Here is a 15,946-nt window from a genome sequence, read left to right on the forward strand (position 1 = left end):
AACTCATAGAATTTTGAAACTCGTGTCGTCACATCATATCGTTAAAGACAATCAGGAACCGGCGCTCATCATTGCCAACGGTGCCGCGTGCAGCGACGAACTGCTCGGACAACTACTCGAATGGTCGCCCGTGGTTGTGGCACTCGATGGGGCTATCGACAGGCTGCTCGCGAAACGTATTAAAGTTAATGTTGTTTTGGGCGACTTCGACTCGATAACTCAAACGCTTATCGCTGAAAATCAGACTGATTTAAACTTCGTTTCTGCTCCCGATCAGAATAAAACCGATCTCGAAAAAGCATTCGATTATCTTATTGCAAACGGACATCCGGCCGTGAATGTCGTTTGGGCTACCGGACGCCGAGCCGATCATGCTTTTTGCAACTTATCGCTGCTGGCACCCTATCGCGAATCGTTAAAAATCACCGTTTACGACGACTATTCTCGGGTGATACTTTTACCGCGAAACTTCGAAAAATGGTATCCGAAAAATACTGTATTATCGCTCGTTCCCCTTGGTTTAGTAAACGGAATTCGAACTGTAAACTTGCTGTACCCGCTTAATAACGAATCGCTTACACTGGGTTACCGAAACGGAAACAGCAACGCCGCCGCCGATGACGGTATCGTAAAAATAGAACACGAATCGGGCGATTTATTGCTGATGGAATGTTGGGATTAGACGTTTTTCATTAAAAAAATTAAACTCGAGTTGGTATGTGCTATTTTGTAAATCCCGTTCAAAAACTGTCGACTATCGAAAAGCAATACCGCAAGAAATTCAAAGATAAAAAAGGTGCTATTGCTCCCGATGAAACACACCGAGCAAAAATTAGCGGTTTTAGCTATCCCGAACTACCGCTCATACTGGCAAATAATGCCGATTTTGGCGTTTGGGGACTCATTCCTGATTTCGCAAAGGCTGTCGATGCTTTTCGTAAAGAAACCAATACTTTGAACGCTCGAATTGAAACATTGGCGGAAAAAGCCGTTTTTAAGTCGTCGTTGAACAACCGCTGTGTACTGCCCATACAATCGTTTTTTGAATACCAATGGCTGGATGCAAAAGGCAAGCAAAAACGCTTATTTGAAATTTCTGCAACAAACGACAACTTGTTATCGCTCGCTTGTATTTTCAATATTTACGAAAATTGGGGAAAGCGATTTCTGAGCTTTTCAATTATTACTACACAGGCAAACGAATTAATGGCCGAAATTCACAACAGCAAAAAACGCATGCCCGTTGTTTTAGAGGCTGAGGAAGTAGATTTATGGCTGCAACGCGAGCCTATATCTTTGTTTGAAAACAGAAGTAAAGTAAAACTTACGGCTGTAGCTGAACCCTTAGAACCTGATGCGCAGCTTAGTTTGTTTTAGAAAATCTAGTTTTAAAAAGTCTGATAACTGGATTTGAATTAGGGTTGGTTACCGACGTTTGTGGACAGCTAAAAAGTAGCAAAAGTTAAGCAGTACTTTAGATTGATATTTTGTACCTATAATCGGCTAATGCTAAAACAGAAAGGCTCCCAAAAATGAGAGCCTTTCCAACCTTTAAAACAATTGTATTATTTTAAAATACTTGCAATTTTAGCGCGAAGTTCTTCACCACGCAAGTCGCGAGCAATAATTTTACCTTTTTCGTCGAGTATGAATGTCGCTGGAATACTTTTTACGCCGTAAGTTGCTGCAATAGGTTCGTCCCAAAACATGAGATTTGAAATGTGTGGCCATGTAAGTTGGTCTTTCTCAATAGCCTCTTTCCACTTAGCTGCGTCTTTATCGAGTGATACACCGATAATATTCAATCCTTTGGCATGAAACTCGTTATACAGTTTCACAACATTCGGATTTTCACGTCGACACGGACCGCACCAACTTGCCCAGAAATCGATTATGGTAACTTTACCGAGCGACTCCTTTAAGCTTATTTTCTTACCATCTGGACTAGAAGCCGAGAAATCGGGTGCTTGATCGCCGATATTTACTGAGCGGTAATCCTGAATTTTCTTCAATACTTTCAAACCTGGTTTTGTAGCACGGATTTTCGCATCCAAACTATTGTACACTTTTTTGATTTCTTCGATATCAACTTCAGGCGCATTGAACATATTGTCGACAAACAGAACCGAGATAAACGACTTTGGGTTTTTCTTTGGAAATTCAGCAGCCAGATTCATAAGTTCTTTTTGGTAGTTCCCAAACTCCTTCATGAGGCTATTCACAGTAGCGGTGTCGTTGCTTTTCTGTGCTTGCTGCATCTTTTCGTTATTGGTTTCTTGGAATTTTTGAATTTTCCGCGAAATCGTCATGGCTTTAACATTGAATCCTTGCAGATCTTTGTTGTTTTGCGTTCCCCCAATAACACTGCTTCCAATGCTGTCTTTTAAAAGTGTGATTTCAATTTTACCGCTCTCCAAGATGAAAGCAACACGGCTTTCTGTATCTTTAATTTCGGCAAAATAAATTTCCGGCTCAGTTACTTTACCTTTCCACGAGAATTTTCCGTTAACAACTTTCGCGCTGTCAACTACCACTAAGCCTAACTTTTCGTCTTGCTTTCTGAAAACGATTGTTTTGCCTTCGAGTCCGTTGGCAGTTCCTTGAATCTGGAAATCGCCATTTACAACTGCAAATGCCAATAAAAACAAGCCTAAAATAGGCAATAGTAGCTTTTTCATATTAGTTTAAAAGGGATTGTACCTTTGCTTTTAACTCCTCACCTCTCAAATTAACGGCGATAATTTTGCCTTTTGCATCCAACAAATAAGTAGTTGGAATTTGAGAAATGTTGTACTTACGCGCGATTGGATCCGACTGGGGTTTCAAATTTGCAACTTGTGTCCACGTTAACTTGTCTTTCTCAATAGCCTCTGTCCACGCTTTAGCTTCGCTATCCAAGCTCACGCCAATGATTTTTAAACCTTTTGGACTAAACTCGTTGTAAAGCGCCACCATAGCTGGATTTTCCTGACGGCAAGGCTGACACCAAGAAGCCCAGAAATCGACGATGGTAATTTTTCCTAACGATTGCTTCAAAGACACAGTTTTTCCATCTGGAGTTTTAGCCGAAAAATCAGGAGCAGTGCTACCTACTTTCGTATTGTTGATGGCTTCGAAACGCTCTTTGATTTTCTTACCAACTGAAGTTTTCTTCAAATCATCTGTCAAGGCGTTGAATTGCTTCTCCAATTTCGCTAAATCAGCATCAGGCTGGTTGATAAACTGGTTGATGAAATAAACCGACAAGAACGAATCTTTGTTTTTATCGATGTGTTCAAAACTCATGTTTTTCAACTGCTCACCAAACTGATTGTTTTTCTTCATGAGATCATTCATCGTAACTGTGTCGTTTGTGGCACGCGCTTGATTGAACTTCTCCATGTTAGCTTTTTGGAAAGCCATCATTTTCTTATTGATTTCTTTGCTTTTGTTGCTGTATTGCGTCAAATAATCGTTGTTTTTTGTTCCGCCAACAGTTGAGTTTTGAACAGAATCTTTGTTCACTTTTACGTTAATTTCACCCGATTCCAAAATCAAAGGCACACCACCTTGAATACCGTTAATGGCAATAAAGTGCAAGTACGGCTCTTTAACCTGACCTTCGATTTTAAACTTACCATCGATAACTTTAACAGTATCAATAGAAACGATTCCAGTAGAATCTTGCTTTTGTAAAACAACATTCGTGCTGTCTTTCACACCTTTAGCTTCTCCGGTAATGATAAATTCATTTTCGCCAACTTTACTGCACGCAACGATGGACACGGCTGCCAGTAAGCCGAAAATCACTTTTTTAGTCATAATTAATTAGTTAATTCTTTTTATTTGTTTTGAAGGTGCAAAAATACCTATTTCACACCACAATTCTACACTTATTTAAACGCTTACTAGAGGCAATTCGGTTTTGCGAATTCCATTCATTCCTAACAATACATTTACGGCATGATGATTACCGTTCTTCTTCAATACCGAAGCGGCAATTACCGAACGATATCCGCCCGCGCAATGCACATAAAATTTAGATTTTGGAAAGGCATGAATGGCACTATTAATCGAATCTAACGGCAAATTCAAGGCGTTGTTTACATGCCCCGATTGATACTCCGAAGGTTTACGCGCATCGACAACAGTTGTTTCTTCGCTTAAAACTTCAGCAAAAGCTTCCGGAGAAATATTTTCGATAAAATCTGTTTCAAATCCAGCTGCTTGCCACGAATCAAAACCTCCGTCTAAATAGCCAATAACGCCGTCGAAACCAACACGAGCCAAACGCGTAATCGCTTCTTGTTCTTTACCTACAGGCGTTACCAACAAGAGCTTTCGGTTTACATCTTCTAAAACTGATCCCACCCAAGGAGCAAACGTTCCGTTTAAACCAATAAAAATACTTCCGGGAATGTGCGCGGTTGTGAATTCTGTTTCGTGACGTACATCCAAAATCAAAACATCTGCTGGCTCGGCTGCCGTGCGAAATGCGTCGGCAGAAAGCGGGTTTAAGGATTTCTCTAAAACATGATCTAAGGCATCATAACCCTTAGCATTCAAAAATACATTTTGCGGAAAGTACGCCGGCGGATTTGCCAATCCATCCAACAATTCTGCTATAAATCCTTCTCTACTTAAATTCGGATTCAAAGCATAATTTACCTGCTTTTGATGTCCCAAAGTATCAAAGGTTTCCTTGCTCATATTTTTCCCACAGGCCGAACCAGCACCGTGACTCGGATATATCACCAAATCGTCGGGTAAAGGCCATATTTTGGTATGCAGCGAATCGTACAACATTCCTGCAAGAATCTCCGAAGTTAAGTCGGCTGCTGTATCTTGTGCCAAATCAGGTCGACCCACATCGCCAATAAATAACGTATCACCTGTAATTAAAAACGTTGGTTTTCCGTCTTCATCATGAATTAAATAACAGCTACTTTCCAAGGTGTGACCCGGCGTGTGCAACACTTTGATCTTGCATTTTCCCACAAAAAATTCCTGAGAATCGCTTGCAATCAAGGCATCAAAACTGGGCGCAGCATTTGGTCCGTAAACGATAGTTGCGCCGGTTTTCGCAGCCAAATCGAGATGTCCCGAAACAAAATCAGCGTGAAAATGCGTTTCGAAAACGTATTTTACTTCTGCGTTAAGCTGCTGTGCTTCGGCTATGTAAGACTGTGTTTCGCGCAACGGATCAAAAACGGCGGCCTCGCCATCGGAAGCCAAAAAGTAACTAGCTTGTGCCAAACAAGGCGTATAAATTTGTCGAATTACCATATTCAAAATTTGTCCAAAATTAGTGCATATATGCTTGTAAAGTTGCAAAGAAACGTTAATCCGTGCGTTTTTGGTTTAACTAAAGATTAATACTCGTTCGCAAACAATTCACATTCGTAAAACGTATCTTTAGGATATGAAATCTGGATTTAAATTTAGTGCCTACCAACAGCTGCCACAAGACCCTTTCGACAAGCTGTTCGAGATTTTTAAAGAACTCATTGTGCATACTTCGGGAGATTTCGATGAGGCAATCGACTGGTTACGACAGCTCGACGACGAATATAAACTAACAACTCCCGAATACACCATCGACGATTTTATACGAGATTTAATCGAACGCGGCTTCATCCGACAAGAAATCCGACCCGACGGCAGTGGCGAAACCGAGCTTTCTTCTAAGCTAGAACAACTCATTCGAAAATCGGCACTTGAACAAATCTTCGGCGACTTAGCCAAACGAGGTACCGGAAACCACGGAAGTAAATCCGACGGTCGTGGCGACGAACTAACCGGCGGACACCGTGCCTACCAATTTGGCGATGCACCCGAACTTATCGACGTAACCGCCAGCCTGCGAAACGCACACCAAAATAATTTCGGAGCCGATTTACAACTCACCGAAGACGATTTACTCGTAAACGAAACCGAATATAAATCGCAAATGAGTACGGTACTGATGATTGACATCAGTCACAGTATGATTCTCTACGGCGAAGATCGCATCACGCCAGCCAAAAAAGTGGCTATGGCATTGGCCGAACTCATCACAACGCGTTATCCAAAAGACACACTCGACATCATTGTTTTTGGAAACGATGCCTGGCCAGTTCAATTAAAAGATTTGCCGTATTTGCAAGTGGGACCTTTTCACACCAATACCGTAGCAGGTTTACAATTGGCACTCGATATTCTTCGGCGAAAGCGAAATACCAACAAGCAAATTTTTATGATTACCGACGGCAAACCCAGCTGTGTGCGCGAAAAAGACGGTAGATATTACATGAACAGCAACGGACTCGACGAATACATCGTAGAACAATGCTACAACGTGGCGCGACAAGCTAAAAAACTGCATATTCCGATAACCACCTTTATGATTGCGCAAGACCCCTATTTACAACGATTTGTAAACAACTTTACGCAAGCCAATCAGGGAAAAGCCTTCTACACCGGACTTAAAGGTTTGGGAGAAATGATTTTTGAAGATTATAAAAACAATAGAAAAAAGAGACTTAGATAACATGAACGAGCTAACAAAGTTGAAAACCCTCGGTGACCTCAAAAAAGCCGGATTTTCGTATCAATCAATAAAACAAGAACTTAAGAAAAATCTGAAGGCAAAAATTGCCGCAAAACAAGATGCTTTTCCGGGTATTTTTGGCTACCACGAAACTGTTTTACCTGAAATAGAACGCGCCATACTCAGCGGCCACAATATCAATCTTTTAGGATTGCGCGGCCAGGCCAAAACCCGAATTGCCCGCTCCATGATTGGCCTACTCGATGAGTACATCCCCGTGGTTCAAGGCTCGGAAATTAACGACGATCCGTTTGCTCCTGTAAGCTTCTACGCGAAAAATCTAATTGCCGAAAAAGGCGATCAAACCCCAATCGAATGGTTGCACCGAGACGAACGTTTCTCCGAAAAATTAGCTACGCCCGACGTTACCGTGGCCGATTTAATTGGCGACATCGACCCGATTAAAGCTGCGAACCTGAAGCTTTCGTACGCCGATCACCGCGTAATTCACTACGGAATGATTCCGCGCGCCAACCGTTGCATATTCGTTATCAATGAGTTACCCGACCTACAAGCGCGTATTCAAGTGGCGCTTTTCAATATTTTGCAGGAAGGCGATGTTCAAATTCGCGGATTTAAACTTCGCTTGGAACTCGACATGCAGTTTATTTTTACAGCAAATCCCGAAGATTACACCAACCGAGGAAGCATCGTAACGCCTTTGAAAGACCGTATTGGTTCGCAAATTTTAACGCATTATCCGATTGATATCGAAACTGCCAAGAAAATTACTTCCTACGAAACAGCAGCCGATACGCGTTTGGAACAGGTGTACATCCCAGAATTAGCCAGCGATTTGCTCGAACAAATTAGTTTCTCAGCACGCGAAAGTGAATACATCGATCAGAAAAGCGGCGTTAGTGCACGTTTGTCGGTTACTGCTTTTGAAAATTTGCTAAGCACTGCCGAGTTACGCACGTTGCGCTCGGGCGAGAACAAAACGACCATTCGTTTGGGCGATTTCATCGGAGTCATTCCCGCAATTACTGGTAAAGTAGAGTTGGTTTACGAAGGCGAACAAGAAGGCGCCGCGTATGTTGCGCAACTTATTCTCGACGAAGCAGTTAAGTCGATTTTTACGAGTATTTTCCCAAAAATCGAAAAGCTCGAAAAGCCGAATCAACCTTCCGTTTATCAAGATATTTATACCTGGTTTTTCAACGAAGGTGAAATTGTTCTAACCGAAGATCAAAGTGATCGTGCCTACAAAGCCGAGCTCGAACGCAACCCTGCCCTATTCCAATTAGTCGATCAATATGCTGCAAACGCCGACAAAGCCGACCGCTATTTCATCGCCGAGGTGTTACTTTGGGGACTCGCCGCTCAAAAGAAACTCGCTAAAAATCGGGTTCGAAACAGCACCACGTTCCGCGATTTGTACGCCAATTACGTGAGCGGTCTGTAATTTTGGGCAACTGCCCGGCGTCGTTACTGTTTGTCGAAAAACGCCGGGCACCGCGCTTTCCAAGTCAAGGTACCTCATAAAATGCACAACTGCAGCTTAAAATAGGGCTTCTAAGGTCGCCATCTTTTAACCGCAGTTGTTTGCGTTTTCTATCGGTACGCTTGCTTTTGCAATCGCTGTCGCAGAAATGAGTAGTCTGAAAATACTTCACAAAACAAAAAGAATTCTCGGAAAAACAGTTCCTTCGTTTTAAAAGACTTAAAACAAATATTAGCTTACATTTACGGTAACTCCCAAACGTATAACTATGGAACAGCTAGCGGCCTATTTCAAAAATGTAGGCTTTTCCGATAGTGAAAGTGATAAGATTTCTGGCTTCTTTAAATTGACGCAATTTGAAAAAGGAGACTTTTTTGTTACCGAAGGTAAAAAATCAATGCAGCTCGGATTTTTAGAAGTTGGTCGGTTTCAATACTATTCCTTTAACGAAATGGGTGAAGAACGAACAACATATATTTCGCTTCCAAACACCTTTGTTGCATCGCTATTAGCTTATTTAACAGAAACTCCAGCCCGTGAGAACATTCGTGCTCTTTCCACTTCTTCTCTTTGGACAATTGAGAAAAAAGAGGTCGAATCTCTTAAAGAGCAATTGCCAAAATTTAAAGACTTCTACATTTCACTAATAGAATGGCAGATATGCTGTATCGACAAAGCAAAGTTCGATTTGATTACGCTTACCGCCGAACAGCGGTACAATAAGCTCCTACGAGAAGAACCTCTTTTGTTACAAGAAGTTCCTCTTCAATATATTGCATCCATGTTAGGAATTACACCGCGGCATCTAAGTAGACTAAGAAGTAAATAAGGCAATCTGTGTTTTTTTCGATTTAGACATTTGTCTAGTTCGATGATTGGCTGTATGCTGAGTTTTGTATCGTAATAAAAAACAATATACGATATGAAAAAACAAATCTTTTTAGTAGTAGCACTTATCTCTAGTTCGCTTGCGCTTGCTCAAAATTATCCGGACAACTTAATCAGCGTGAATGCTTTTAGAAATCCATCGGTTGGATTAGAATATCAAAAGAAACAGTTTTCGGTTCACGTTGGTTACTATCCTACAAACTTCGAAAGCGGTGTAACGACTGAATTCGTTAAATCGGGTGTTACTTACTGGTTTCTTGCAACCGATAAAAAAGACGTGCCCTCATCGTTCTACAGTGGCTTATCCTATCTCCGTGGAACGAGCCGAGACTATAAAGATGTGAATGCTATCGGGCTTGAAGCCGGTTTCCGTTGGTATGTTTGGAGTGGACTTAATTTACGTCTTGGTGTCATTGCATTAGCAGCCGATGGTAAAGATTTACAGATTAACCCTACACCAAGTATTGGATATTCATTCAAATTTTAAAGTCATGAATACTGAAAAACGCAGCGGATACTATCTCATACTTGGAAGTATGGGAGTATTAATTCCTTACATGATTCTTCAGCAGATTTTTGATTATCCAAATATCTTGCGATTCGATGTAAAAATTGTCTTAGAAAAATTCAACCAAGGAGGTGTAAAACTAATAATTACTTGGTGGGCATTTGCTTTACTTGGTTTGCCACTAATAGTTGCCTACATCAAAATAGGACAAAGATTAGAGCAGCGCATACTTTATCTGCGCTGGATTACTACAGTGGGCACTCTTGGTTTGGTGTTACAAATGATTGGTTTGCTCCGCTGGGCATTAGTGGTACCCATCTTATCAGAACACTACATGCAAGGAAACGCAGCAGTTCGAGCAAGCACTGCTATGCAATTTAGAATAATGAATCAGTTTCTTGGAGTTGCTTTAGGCGAGCACCTTGGTCAATTATTTACAATTACTTGGACTGTCCTATTCGCACATGCATTACTAAAATTAAAACTTATTGCTAAATGGTTTGCAATTATGGCATTTGTAACATCGGCGATATACTTTCTTGCTCAAAGTGAACTGGTTGCAACCGTAATTCCTGGATCGCCTGTAGCTCCATATTCCGGACTTGTAGGTAGTACTTTATGGATAATTTGGTTATTTATCCTTGGTATAAAATTAGCAGCGGGAGCGATTTCATTTAAAGAAATTGCTCCCGAAATATCTTAAAAGTACATTACTTCATTTTTCCAACACCATCCTTCAACCAAGATAAATAGGTGTCTATATCCGGTGTGTACGCAACAGGTTCATTTAAAATCTTTTCCTCGTGATTCATCAAAACATAGTAAGGACGCGCGTTCGTGCCGTAGCGTTGTCTTTGGAATTCGCTCCATTTTTGCCCGACGGTAGCAATTTTATTTCCGGTTTCTTTAGAAATGTATTGCTCAGCTTCGGGTAATTTGGTACGTTCATCGCCAAACAACGAGATGAGCACAACTTCGTTCTTCAAAATTTTTAATACTTCTTGATCCGACCAAACATTGGCTTCCATCAATCTACAATTTTGGCAAGCTCTTCCGGTAAAATCAATTAATACGGGCTTTCCCACCTTTTTTGCATACGCTAAACCAGCTTCGTATTCTTCAAAACTGGCAATTCCGTGCGGACCAGCAACGGCACCATCAGGTAAAGCTGTAGCACTTTCGGTAGTTACACTTCCTCCAAAGCCATTCGGACTTTCACTGTACGTTAAAGGTGGCGGAAATGCGCTAATTAACTTTAAGGGCGCGCCCCATAATCCGGGAATTAAATACACTGTAAAACTAAACGTTAAGACAGCAAGTAATGCTCGCGAAACAGATAAATGATCCAGCGGACTATCGTGCGGGAAACGAATCTTTCCGAACAAGTACAAGGTTAACGAGCCGAAAATAGCAACCCAAATAGCGATAAATACTTCACGTTCAAGATAATGCGTATTCAACACTAAATCGGCATTCGATAAAAATTTAAAAGCTAATGCCAATTCAATAAAACCAAAAACAACTTTGACCGTATTGAGCCAACCACCCGATTTTGGAAGATTTCCAAGTAAAGAAGGCGCTAAAGCAAAAAACATAAACGGCAAAGCCAATCCGAGGCCAAATCCTAACATCGCTAAAGATAAAATCCATGCGCCGCCATCCGAATTAAGCGATGTTCCTAAAACGAATCCCAATGCCGGACCAATACACGAAAACGACACGATAATCAGCGTAAGCGCCATAAAGAAAATACCAATTTTGCCGCCGCGATCCGAAGCCGAATCAACTTTGTTAGCCAAAGCACTTGGCATGGTAATTTCGAATGCGCCAAAGAATGAAACGGCGAAAATGCTGAAAATGATAAAGAAGAACACATTCAGCCAAACATTGGTCGAAATCTCTGAAAAAACGTCTGGATTTGCTCCTTCCAACAAATGAAAAGGCAACGTAATCAATACGCAAATCAATACGATGCAAAAGCCGTAAAATATTGCATTAAAACGACCTTTCGCCTTACTTCCCGATTGTTTCAAGAAGAAACTTACAGTCATCGGAATCATCGGAAAAACACAAGGCGTTATAGTGGCAACTATACCGCCTAAAAACGCTAAAAGAAAAATGCTCCAATTACTCTTTTCTTCAGCTTTCTCTACTTTAATTTTCGCTGATTTTTCCTCCTTCTTTGACGACTTTACATTGGTGCCAACTGCCGCAGTATCAACAGCTTTTGAAACCGTATCAACAGCAGTTACCGTATTACTTTCACCAGCCACTGGAGTGGAAACTTTGGGTTCAGGAAGTGAAAAAGTAAAGGTTTTATCTTCGTTAATGCATTTCTCTTCACAAACTTGATAGGAAAGTGACGCAACAACAGACTTTATCTTCGGATTTTTTCTGGAAATTTTCTGGCGTAAAACAACCTTTCCTTCAAAGAAAACTTCATCCACACCAAAAACATCGTTAAACGCACGTTTAGTTTTGCTTTCTGTCGTTTTTCCAATCAAATCATAACCTTTTCCCGCAGCTTCGTATGTTGCCAATAGCGGAAGCGGACCGCCATCGGGTGTGGTTTGCGAATAAACGTGCCAGCCGGCATCGATCTTTCCGGTGAAAACCAAAGTGAACGTTTCATTGCCGTTATCTTCAACAGCAGTTTGCCATTTTACAGGCTGAACAACCTGCGCCACTGCCGAAAAGGCAAAGAGCAAAACGAAAAAAGAAAGTATTTTCTTCATGAATACAAAGTGAACTTAAGAATTGATTTAGTTTGTGTTGTTGCGAGGTAATTTCTGTTTGCACGGTATCCCACGACCCAAATGACTTGCTGTGAATCGCATAAAACCAGTGCTTTCTTTCGATACTCCAAAGATACCTTTTCGTCTCTTAAAAACTTCCCAACACTTTTGGTGCCGGCAGACATTCCTTCAGGAGCAAATTTATCAGTTTGTACGTAATTTCTGAGATTTAAATTCCCAGAAATCAAATCGGCATCAACGTATATTTCCGTTCGTTTAGATTTCTGATATGATTCTACGTAAGTGCCCGAAAATGCAATCGGTTCTGTCAAGGCAAACGGAATGGTTTTGATCTCCACATGTATCGGTGGTTCCTCCTCTTTCAAAGAAAGAAGTAAAAAATCCCGGTCTTTTGTCAAAACGTAATCCTCCGAAAAAACGCGTTTTCCCGTTTCTCCGAAAGGTAAATCGTAAATATCGTTCCATGCATGAAAACCAAAATCGGCCAACCAAAATTGCAAGTAAGCTCGATAATTAGGAAACTTCAACAATTCAGGTATGTGCAATTTCTTTTGGCCGTGACTGTCTTGCACCACCTGACTTAGAACGGCGGCAGCAGCATCGGTAGCGAGCGATTGCGTTTGTTCCCAAGCTTGAATACTTGCATGAAAACTGGCTTCGAAACTCGGATTTAGAGCTTTAAAAAGCGGTACCAATTCGTGCCGAATTTTATTTCGCGTATAATCGGTCTTTGCGTTGGAAGCATCTTCTCGCCAACTGAGATTTCTCACTGCGGCGTATTCTAGAATTTCTTCTTTAGAAAAAGACAGTAAAGGTCTAAGGACGCTTCCATTGCGTTTCGGAATTCCCAACAAACCATCGATTCCGGTTCCACGCGCCAGATGAAACAAAACGGTTTCAATACTATCGTTTAAATGATGTGCCGTCAGAATAAACTCGAACGCCTGCTGAGTTCGAATTTCTTCGAAATAGTGATAGCGCAAAATTCGGGCGGCCTCCTGAGTGGATATTTTGGCGTTCGTGGCAAACGATTTGGTGTCAAAACGCGTGCTAAAAAATGGTATCCGCTGCGATTCCGCGAAAGCGCGAACAAATTGCTCATCTTCGTCACTTTCAACACCTCGAAGCTGGAAATTACAATGAACGATTCCGATTGAAAAGTTTGTTGCGAGCAGTAAATCTGTTAAAACCACACTATCGATTCCACCACTAACTGCTACAAGCAAGCGCGCCTTGTTTAGTTCAGGGAATTGCCTCTGAACGATTTTGCTAAATCGACTAACGAACTTGCTCAACAGAAATCGGATTTAAAACTTCCATCATAGCTTTTGCTTTCAACAAACATTCGTGATACTCTTCGGCTGGATCTGCGTTTGTAGTAATCGCGCTTCCAACGGAGAACGTTGTTTCGCCCGATTTCGTATCGCAAAGAATCGATCGAATGATGACATTCAAGTCGAAATCGCCGTTTGGTGCTATGTAACCGAAACTTCCGCTGTACATACCACGCGCGCTGGGTTCATAGACATCAATCCATTTCATAGCCTCAACTTTAGGTGCGCCAGTCATGCTTCCCATGGGAAAAGTAGCTTCCAGAATATCAAAAAAGCTCGTTTCTGCGCGAAGCTCACAGGAAATCGTTGAAATCATCTGGTGCACTTGTTTGAAACTGTAAATTTCACATAATTCCTCTACTCGAACGGAATTCTTGGTTGCGACTTTAGAAAGATCGTTTCGGACTAAGTCGACTATCATCACATTTTCGGCGCGTTCTTTTGCGTTGCTTTTCAGTGCTGCTTTAAGTTGCTCGTCGATTTCCGGTTCGCTGCTTCTTCTGGCGGTTCCTTTGATGGGTTGCGAGCTAAGTTTTTCGCCTTGCTTTCGCAGAAAACGCTCGGGAGATGACGATATCACTGCGTTTTCATGCCACTTAAAAAAGCCTGAAAAAGGTGCTTCTGATTTTGCATTAAGCGCCGAATACAGCGCGTTTATATTTGGGTTAATAATTTTTGTTTGAAACGGAAAGCAGAAATTTATTTCGTAGAAATCGCCTGCCTGAATATGTTCCAAAATCTTAGTTGTGCGTGCAAGATAATCGGCTTTACTCAGCTTTGGTATAACCTCGCTTGCAACTAAATTCTTGTACTGTTCTGTTTCTTGAACATTGGCAATTCGATGTACTAATTCTTCTGCGGCAGCGAAATCTAAAAAAGTTTCCAAAACAATTTCATCTTCCACAATAAAAACAAATTCGGGCACAAAAACAGCAAGTTTAGGAAAAGCTATAGTTGCAGGAATGGATGAATGATTCTGATGGTACAAGTTTTTAAAATCGTATGCAATGGCAAGGAACTTCCAATCGGAAACTGACACAAGGCGTACTGCTTGATTTAAATCATTGGCACGATGGCACTCAGAGGCATTCCTTGAACCAAATGCATATATTTTCGAATACGTGCAACTATTTTGTTTTGCGTTAGAATTTAAGTGTACGGCGTACTCTTGCGTGAGAGCATACTCGCGAAGCTTGTTTTCAAACACATTAATGTCGATTGTTGGAAAAGAAAATCTGTTTCGTTGAATCATAGTGCTAAGGTAAGAAACCTAGCGTTTTGAAGTGTATAAAGGCTAGTTTTTCAACTAAGTCGTAGAAACTGTTTTTTGTGTTACGAGTTTCACAAATCGACTGGGAACGGAGACGGTTCCTTTATAGAAATTATAGACAATTCCCGAAAAAGCACCCCAACTGATAAACCAAAAAGCTTCGATTAAGGGAACTTCACCCACCAAAAAAGTTCGCAATAATCCGGATTCAACTTTCCAAACGCTTTCCCAGAAACCGGGCATTATTACAGTAAAAACTGTGAAGTAAATTACGAACGCTAAAGTGAAAGAAAATAGTGCGGATATAATTGCTCGGTTTAGTAAATCGGGTCTTTTCCAAAGCATAAATATTGCTATAATCAAGAATAAAGAGGAGGTGGCTATCATGGTATTTATCCCAACATATAGCGCGAGAATTACGCCTGCTATCCCGAGCGCAAAAAGATATGTCAACAGCTTATTTTGTGGCTGAAAGCTTGGGACTTCTTTGGTTTTAAACACGGCGTTAAACAAGAAAACCGTACAACCGATTATTCCGAAGCCCGAAAGGATATCTTCAACAGAAATGTGCCCTTGACCAAGAATGGTTGGCGGGTTCCAATAATCGGACAGGTACCAATTTTGCGCTGGTATTCCTGATAGTGCTCCAAGGAAACTAACTTTAAGCATGCTCTTTTTTAAATCGGATAGCGAAGTGAAAACAAAAATCCACACGATTAAAAAGGCAAAGGAAAAAAGCAAGTATGTATATTCCATAGACAATTTTGCCAAAAATACTGTTTTTACGATGTTCAAACAATTAGCACAAAAAAAATCCATGGCAAAACCATGGATTTTTAGTTTTGGTTGGTAAATAATTCTTATCGTTTTAAAGCAAAGTGTGCCTTAAATTCTTTGTTTACGCCTCCTTCAGAATACTGAATTGTGAACCAGTAATCGTCGGCCGGAACTGGAGCTCCATTAAAGGTGCCGTCCCAACCTTGACCCGTCGTTGCAATCTGTTTCATCAGTTTTCCTTCGCGGTCGAAGATGAATATTCGTGCAGCAAACTGATTTTGCAAAGTCGAAATATTCCACGTATCGTTGTAACCGTCGCCGTTTGGTGTGAAGAATTTCGGATAATCGATTACAGTAATCGATGTAAATGCTTCGCCACAAGCGCGTAAGTCACGTGCGTA

At 41.2% G+C, this 15,946-nt stretch carries 15 protein-coding genes; 7 read left to right on the forward strand and 8 right to left on the reverse strand.

Features of this window, described 5'->3' with window-relative positions; translation table 11 throughout:
* The first annotated feature begins 22 nt into the window (after positions 1 to 22).
* Together Q0064_RS14050 and Q0064_RS14055 are read left to right on the forward strand one after the other, a co-directional pair.
* Positions 23 to 682, forward strand: coding sequence for a thiamine diphosphokinase (locus Q0064_RS14050; protein ID WP_298148840.1), 660 nt, complete (start codon positions 23 to 25; stop codon positions 680 to 682).
* A gap of 35 nt (positions 683 to 717) precedes the next feature.
* On the forward strand, positions 718 to 1,377 hold the full coding sequence (locus tag Q0064_RS14055; protein ID WP_298148841.1) for an SOS response-associated peptidase family protein: 660 nt from the start codon (positions 718 to 720) through the stop codon (positions 1,375 to 1,377).
* A 188-nt stretch (positions 1,378 to 1,565) separates the two neighbouring features.
* Here Q0064_RS14055 and Q0064_RS14060 read toward each other — a convergent pair whose 3' ends face one another.
* The 3 genes from Q0064_RS14060 to Q0064_RS14070 all read right to left on the reverse strand — a co-directional run bounded on the left by Q0064_RS14060 (position 1,566) and on the right by Q0064_RS14070 (position 5,265).
* The gene (locus Q0064_RS14060; protein ID WP_298148842.1) at positions 1,566 to 2,678 is read right to left on the reverse strand and encodes a TlpA disulfide reductase family protein; all 1,113 of its coding nucleotides are present in this window, start codon (positions 2,676 to 2,678) and stop codon (positions 1,566 to 1,568) included.
* A 1-nt stretch (position 2,679) separates the two neighbouring features.
* Complete coding sequence (locus tag Q0064_RS14065) at positions 2,680 to 3,801, reverse strand: TlpA disulfide reductase family protein (RefSeq protein ID WP_298148843.1); 1,122 nt, start codon at positions 3,799 to 3,801, stop codon at positions 2,680 to 2,682.
* Between the two features lie 75 nt (positions 3,802 to 3,876).
* Positions 3,877 to 5,265, reverse strand: coding sequence for an MBL fold metallo-hydrolase (locus tag Q0064_RS14070; RefSeq protein WP_298148844.1), 1,389 nt, complete (start codon positions 5,263 to 5,265; stop codon positions 3,877 to 3,879).
* A 136-nt stretch (positions 5,266 to 5,401) separates the two neighbouring features.
* On the opposite strand from Q0064_RS14070, the gene Q0064_RS14075 reads away from it, so the two are divergent.
* The 5 genes from Q0064_RS14075 to Q0064_RS14095 all read left to right on the forward strand — a co-directional run bounded on the left by Q0064_RS14075 (position 5,402) and on the right by Q0064_RS14095 (position 10,111).
* Entirely contained in the window at positions 5,402 to 6,508 is a 1,107-nt protein-coding gene (locus Q0064_RS14075; RefSeq protein WP_298148845.1) for a VWA domain-containing protein, read from the forward strand.
* Position 6,509: 1 nt separating this feature from the next.
* On the forward strand, positions 6,510 to 7,973 hold the full coding sequence (locus Q0064_RS14080; protein ID WP_298148846.1) for a magnesium chelatase: 1,464 nt from the start codon (positions 6,510 to 6,512) through the stop codon (positions 7,971 to 7,973).
* A 307-nt stretch (positions 7,974 to 8,280) separates the two neighbouring features.
* Positions 8,281 to 8,841 (forward strand): Crp/Fnr family transcriptional regulator, encoded by a 561-nt coding sequence (locus Q0064_RS14085; protein WP_298148847.1) that lies wholly within the window; start codon positions 8,281 to 8,283, stop codon positions 8,839 to 8,841.
* Between the two features lie 93 nt (positions 8,842 to 8,934).
* Complete coding sequence (locus Q0064_RS14090; protein ID WP_298148848.1) at positions 8,935 to 9,387, forward strand: hypothetical protein; 453 nt, start codon at positions 8,935 to 8,937, stop codon at positions 9,385 to 9,387.
* Positions 9,388 to 9,391: 4 nt separating this feature from the next.
* On the forward strand, positions 9,392 to 10,111 hold the full coding sequence (locus Q0064_RS14095) for a DUF4386 domain-containing protein (RefSeq protein ID WP_298148849.1): 720 nt from the start codon (positions 9,392 to 9,394) through the stop codon (positions 10,109 to 10,111).
* Positions 10,112 to 10,118: 7 nt separating this feature from the next.
* Here Q0064_RS14095 and Q0064_RS14100 read toward each other — a convergent pair whose 3' ends face one another.
* The 5 genes from Q0064_RS14100 to Q0064_RS14120 all read right to left on the reverse strand — a co-directional run.
* Complete coding sequence (locus Q0064_RS14100; RefSeq protein ID WP_298148850.1) at positions 10,119 to 12,143, reverse strand: thioredoxin family protein; 2,025 nt, start codon at positions 12,141 to 12,143, stop codon at positions 10,119 to 10,121.
* Complete coding sequence (gene tilS, locus Q0064_RS14105; protein ID WP_298148851.1) at positions 12,140 to 13,390, reverse strand: tRNA lysidine(34) synthetase TilS; 1,251 nt, start codon at positions 13,388 to 13,390, stop codon at positions 12,140 to 12,142. The genes Q0064_RS14100 and tilS overlap by 4 nt, the downstream gene beginning before the upstream one ends.
* Before the next feature lie 52 nt (positions 13,391 to 13,442).
* Positions 13,443 to 14,750, reverse strand: a complete 1,308-nt coding sequence (locus tag Q0064_RS14110) for an anthranilate synthase component I family protein (RefSeq protein WP_298148852.1) — start codon at positions 14,748 to 14,750, stop codon at positions 13,443 to 13,445.
* Positions 14,751 to 14,804: 54 nt separating this feature from the next.
* Positions 14,805 to 15,524: a lycopene cyclase domain-containing protein gene (locus Q0064_RS14115; RefSeq protein WP_298148853.1), complete on the reverse strand. Its 720-nt coding sequence runs from the start codon at positions 15,522 to 15,524 to the stop codon at positions 14,805 to 14,807.
* Positions 15,525 to 15,628: 104 nt separating this feature from the next.
* Positions 15,629 to 15,946, reverse strand: a 318-nt coding sequence (locus tag Q0064_RS14120; protein ID WP_298148854.1) for a T9SS type B sorting domain-containing protein, incomplete at its 5' end; no start/stop codon positions are given.

This window comes from Flavobacterium sp., assembly GCF_027490375.1.
Lineage (GTDB): Bacteria > Bacteroidota > Bacteroidia > Flavobacteriales > Flavobacteriaceae > Flavobacterium.

Excerpts from the sequence above, each read along its gene's own strand:
- Q0064_RS14100 (WP_298148850.1), bottom strand. The coding sequence starts at position 12,143 with ATGAAGAAAATACTTTCTTTTTTCGTTTTGCTCTTTGCCTTTTCGGCA.
- Q0064_RS14095 (WP_298148849.1), top strand. The coding sequence starts at position 9,392 with ATGAATACTGAAAAACGCAGCGGATACTATCTCATACTTGGAAGTATG.
- Q0064_RS14075 (WP_298148845.1), top strand. The coding sequence starts at position 5,402 with ATGAAATCTGGATTTAAATTTAGTGCCTACCAACAGCTGCCACAAGAC.
- Q0064_RS14115 (WP_298148853.1), bottom strand. The coding sequence starts at position 15,524 with ATGGAATATACATACTTGCTTTTTTCCTTTGCCTTTTTAATCGTGTGG.
- Q0064_RS14080 (WP_298148846.1), top strand. The coding sequence starts at position 6,510 with ATGAACGAGCTAACAAAGTTGAAAACCCTCGGTGACCTCAAAAAAGCC.
- Q0064_RS14085 (WP_298148847.1), top strand. The coding sequence starts at position 8,281 with ATGGAACAGCTAGCGGCCTATTTCAAAAATGTAGGCTTTTCCGATAGT.
- Q0064_RS14110 (WP_298148852.1), bottom strand. The coding sequence starts at position 14,750 with ATGATTCAACGAAACAGATTTTCTTTTCCAACAATCGACATTAATGTG.
- Q0064_RS14070 (WP_298148844.1), bottom strand. The coding sequence starts at position 5,265 with ATGGTAATTCGACAAATTTATACGCCTTGTTTGGCACAAGCTAGTTAC.
- Q0064_RS14065 (WP_298148843.1), bottom strand. The coding sequence starts at position 3,801 with ATGACTAAAAAAGTGATTTTCGGCTTACTGGCAGCCGTGTCCATCGTT.
- Q0064_RS14055 (WP_298148841.1), top strand. The coding sequence starts at position 718 with ATGTGCTATTTTGTAAATCCCGTTCAAAAACTGTCGACTATCGAAAAG.
- Q0064_RS14090 (WP_298148848.1), top strand. The coding sequence starts at position 8,935 with ATGAAAAAACAAATCTTTTTAGTAGTAGCACTTATCTCTAGTTCGCTT.
- Q0064_RS14060 (WP_298148842.1), bottom strand. The coding sequence starts at position 2,678 with ATGAAAAAGCTACTATTGCCTATTTTAGGCTTGTTTTTATTGGCATTT.